General features: G+C 35.2%; 4 protein-coding genes and 1 pseudogene. 1 reads left to right on the top strand and 4 read right to left on the bottom strand.

The window, feature by feature from the left end; genetic code table 11:
- A partial coding sequence (locus KVT27_RS22920; protein ID WP_217582006.1) for a recombinase family protein occupies positions 1–471 on the bottom strand: 471 nt, incomplete at its 3' end.
- A 205-nt stretch (positions 472–676) separates the two neighbouring features.
- Here KVT27_RS22920 and KVT27_RS22915 point away from each other — a divergent pair.
- Positions 677–892, top strand: coding sequence for a helix-turn-helix domain-containing protein (locus KVT27_RS22915; RefSeq protein WP_049664058.1), 216 nt, complete (start codon positions 677–679; stop codon positions 890–892).
- Here KVT27_RS22915 and KVT27_RS22910 read toward each other — a convergent pair.
- The 3 genes and pseudogenes from KVT27_RS22910 to KVT27_RS26820 all read right to left on the bottom strand — a co-directional run.
- Positions 889–1,710: a replication initiation protein gene (locus tag KVT27_RS22910; RefSeq protein ID WP_217582004.1), complete on the bottom strand. Its 822-nt coding sequence runs from the start codon at positions 1,708–1,710 to the stop codon at positions 889–891. The genes KVT27_RS22915 and KVT27_RS22910 overlap by 4 nt on opposite strands.
- Positions 1,711–2,434: 724 nt before the next feature.
- Positions 2,435–2,686, bottom strand: coding sequence for a hypothetical protein (locus KVT27_RS22905; protein ID WP_146552568.1), 252 nt, complete (start codon positions 2,684–2,686; stop codon positions 2,435–2,437).
- A gap of 2 nt (positions 2,687–2,688) precedes the next feature.
- Positions 2,689–3,215: pseudogene (locus KVT27_RS26820) on the bottom strand (hypothetical protein); the annotation flags it as partial.

The raw sequence follows: 3,215 nt of genomic DNA, 5'->3' as shown, positions 1-3,215 counted from the left end.
CTTTTTCTTTTTGCCCCTACTTAGTTTCATTGAAATCTGTAATCGTTGATATTGGTCTAATAGCTCCAACATCCCATTCACTAAAAAATCATTTGTTTCATGTGTGTATATGCTGTATTTTGGCTGCTCAATCGCTTTCACATCTGCGTTATTTTTTTTCAACTCTCGTTGTATCAATACTTTTGCCATATCAGAGCGCCACAAACGAGATGTATTTAATACAATTACTTGGCTCACTTGATGATATTCTATATCTGCTAATAGCTCTTGCAAGCCTTCTCGCTCAATTGTTAATCCATCTTCATCAACTGTCGCTCCGCTGAGTCCTCTATCTTCATATATGTGGAGCAGTTGTAGCTTATTTTTGTCACAATACCTTTCAATTTCTTCTACTTGATACGCTAAACTATATCCTTCACGTACTTGCCCTTCTGTTGAAACTCGTACATATCCAACTACTTTCTCTTTCATAATGCCCTCTCCCGTTACAGCAATTAAAGTCCCTGTAACGCTTATTCGCTTTTTGCGGATAACTTGTGTGTAACGTCTATCCGTTACAACATACTGTACGACCTTACCCAAATTTTGCACAACCCTTTATTTTACAGTCGTTTTTTCTCTAGTATGGTCGTACACTATACATAACCGTTACAATCTAAAAAGAGGTGTTTTTATTATGTCTTCTACTATTCGTTTACGTCTCAATGAAATTTTAATTGAAAAACAAATGAGCCGTCGGCAACTTGCCAGACAAGCCGCTTTACGTCCGAATACGGTAAATGACCTATGTACTCGCCCTGTACAATGTCTGCATACACGTATTCTCTCTATCTTATGCGATACATTACAAGTTTCTATTCAAGACCTCCTTGTATTAGAGCCAATTGACTAAGCAACCCCAAGTACCATCGAACATGGCTCATCTATCAGTTGTTTCCATACTGCTCCTGCTAACTCGTCGAAATCCACTCGATACTGGTTCGCAAGGGGCTTTTTTATTGCTCTACGTATATACTGCGTGTACATGTCTTTTCCATCTCGTAAATTAATGACTCGTTCTACTTCTTTCTTCTCCAACGCTTGCCAATCCATTATCACCGCCGCAAAGTATTGTTTATTCTGTTTTGGCGAATGTCTCTCTATATCTTTAAGCTCTATTTTTTCATCTGGTTTATAGACGACTTCAATCCTACTCAAATCGTTTTCCAAATAAATACCTTTATTTCTAAATAGCTCTAGTCTCTTATCATAAATTCGACAATATCCATTCTGTTTTCTTTGATAACCTTCACCAAAATAACGTGTCGTTTCACAATGACTCATTTTCCTCCGCACATCTATTGGTATAACGACCACATTTTCTAGTTTCGTTGGTATATCGTACGCTACATCACAGCTCACAAATTCTACTCGGCTTGCCCGCTTCCCTATCATCTCTATTATTTCTCTGAAATGTGAGTAATGCTCTGGCCTTGTTTCAATCCTTAGGGTATGTAAGTGACCTTCTGTTTCTCTAAAGTTTTTAAAATACATATGAATATATACATCGTCACTTTTCCGCATGTGCAATTCATAGCTATATGTTCCACTATAAATCTTCATTTTCACTTGATATTTCTTCACCCCCAACATATAAACACGTAAAAATGCTGAATGTGGTACATCCTTATAATCTATAACGAACTTATCTATCGAAACCTCTATTTCCATCGTATTTTCTTCCCCTTGTATGCAAGTACTTGTATAAAATTTAATACTTAGTACACTAATTAAATAATCGTAATCTTTTCAATTTACGTATTTAAACATGAAAAAGCACTTGTCGCCTATTATAGACAATCAAGTGCTTTAAGTTTATAAATTTTCTAAGTTTATTAATATATTTGAAAGTTTTATAAGTTATTTTTATATCGACAGTATGACATCTTTTATACTACTTGGCAAGTGTAACGTTTAAACACTTTAGCTTGTTTAATCTCGTGTGTTTCGTCCCTATGACATCCATAAGTGGTCCCTTGTAAGTAAAATGTCATCTCTCCTATTCTCGCTCTTATTACATTAGCGTTAAAATAGCACTTCTCGATGGCCTAGCCTTCATGAGTTATTAATTCAAATTCAAGGATATCTTTAACTGTACACAATTAAAATCTATTTATATCCTTGTTCATCGCCACGAGCTTTGTCATTATCGTTTATTTAGTCACTATTCCATACAAAACTACCTCCTGCATGTAAAATGTCATCTCGCCTAATTCTCACACTTTTCTTCCTAGACAACTGTTTACATAGTACTCCTTGATGGTCCAGCCTTCATGAGTTTTCGATTCTCAAACGAATCATTTTCTTATTGTCTCACTCAAATTTCAGTTGATTTAATATAAATTAAAGAAAAAACCTTGAAAGGCATTTAGCCAATCAAGGTAATTTTAAGTTACTATGATTCGAAAGCTGTTCTATCAGGAAATACACCACCTTCTTTTACTAGGCAAACTGCCAATCTTTGAGCAGCTCTATCATAATAAAACTTAGATGGAAAATTGTTATCTGGGATAACTTCTAACTCTGAAAATTTTCTAGTAAATTTATTTAACTCAATTTTCCCCATAATATTTTCATTAGGTCCGAATCTGTAAACTACAGTTTCATTATCTTCATATTCTTTTAGTAATAAAACGTATGAAGCCATTTTTATTCCTCCTCTGGTGGATGCCATGGACGCCCAGACTCTACTGTTTTATCATGGGCCGTCCTATAGTCCGTTTTAAATATCCCTTCAAATCTTGACTCAAAAAGTTCATGATTTAATAAATCAATATCATTCTTTTTGTGGGTCCCTTTTTGGAGCCTATCCCATGCTTGTGCAATTTCATAATCTGAATCAAAACGTCCAACTCCATGTTCTTTAATGTGCTCTTTGAACAATAAATGATCTTTGATTCTTTGTACCCTTTGTTCGTTCATTCCTGTATTTTTAGCAATAGAATTTACATCCGTTTTGGATTTTCTAAAGGATTCGTACATATCATCCGCTTCATCAAGTCGTTTTAAATATTCATCTACTGAAAGTTCTCTACCACCAGTTTGAACTTTACCCGTACCCTTATCCTCGTTAGGCTTTTTATTCGAGCCATTTTGTGGTGGTTGGGAATTAGACGGCTTTGGACTTGGAGTTGTTGTGTTTCTTCCAACTGTTCCTGTATCCTTTATTCGTCCAA

It is taken from the genome of Lysinibacillus sp. GbtcB16 (assembly GCF_019091145.1).
Lineage (GTDB): Bacteria > Bacillota > Bacilli > Bacillales_A > Planococcaceae > Lysinibacillus > Lysinibacillus fusiformis.
This window is presented reverse-complemented; position numbering and strand designations above follow the sequence as displayed.

Excerpts from the sequence above, each read along its gene's own strand:
- KVT27_RS22905 (WP_146552568.1), bottom strand. The coding sequence starts at position 2,686 with ATGGCTTCATACGTTTTATTACTAAAAGAATATGAAGATAATGAAACT.
- KVT27_RS22910 (WP_217582004.1), bottom strand. The coding sequence starts at position 1,710 with ATGGAAATAGAGGTTTCGATAGATAAGTTCGTTATAGATTATAAGGAT.
- KVT27_RS22915 (WP_049664058.1), top strand. The coding sequence starts at position 677 with ATGTCTTCTACTATTCGTTTACGTCTCAATGAAATTTTAATTGAAAAA.